Origin of the sequence: Corallococcus sp. AB038B, assembly GCF_003668955.1 — a bacterium.
Classification (GTDB): Bacteria; Myxococcota; Myxococcia; order Myxococcales; family Myxococcaceae; genus Corallococcus; species Corallococcus exiguus.
In genome coordinates this window covers 1-424 of sequence record NZ_RAWO01000169.1, presented here as the reverse complement: position 1 = coordinate 424, position 424 = coordinate 1, and the positions used below count along the sequence as shown (strand labels likewise).

1 protein-coding gene is annotated in these 424 nt (G+C 66.7%); it reads right to left on the bottom strand.

The window, feature by feature from the left end:
• Positions 1-339: hypothetical protein (locus tag D7Y04_RS42900; protein WP_199749836.1), on the bottom strand; the 339-nt coding region annotated here is incomplete at its 3' end.
• Positions 340-424: the final 85 nt, after the last annotated feature.

The window sequence follows — 424 nt, the reverse complement described above, 5'->3', positions numbered from 1 at the left end:
CGCCCAGATCATGAGAGGAACAAGCGGGTATGCCATCAGGCCGCCCAACCCGAGCCATCGTCCGAGTTCGATGGAGGCGAAGCTGCCCACCAGGTAGAGCGAGCCAAGCAAGGCCAGCTCCCAGTGCGGTCGGCGCGGATACGCCATGGAGGGCGCGGCGAATACCAGGATGAGCGGCGCCACGACCAGGGCGCCCGTGCTGTTGGCGATGAACCAGCCCCACAGCGAGTGCAGGGACATCCGAGCGGCCACGGCGTTTCCGCTCAACCACATCGAGTAATGGGTCGCCACGGCAACCACCGCGGGATAGATGAGACCGGCGATGAGCACGAAGCTCACGGCGCCGCGTACAGTGCCAGGCCATCGAGGAGGCCCGTTCTGCCAGCGAATGAGCCGAGCGCCCACCACGCTTGTGAGCGCGCGG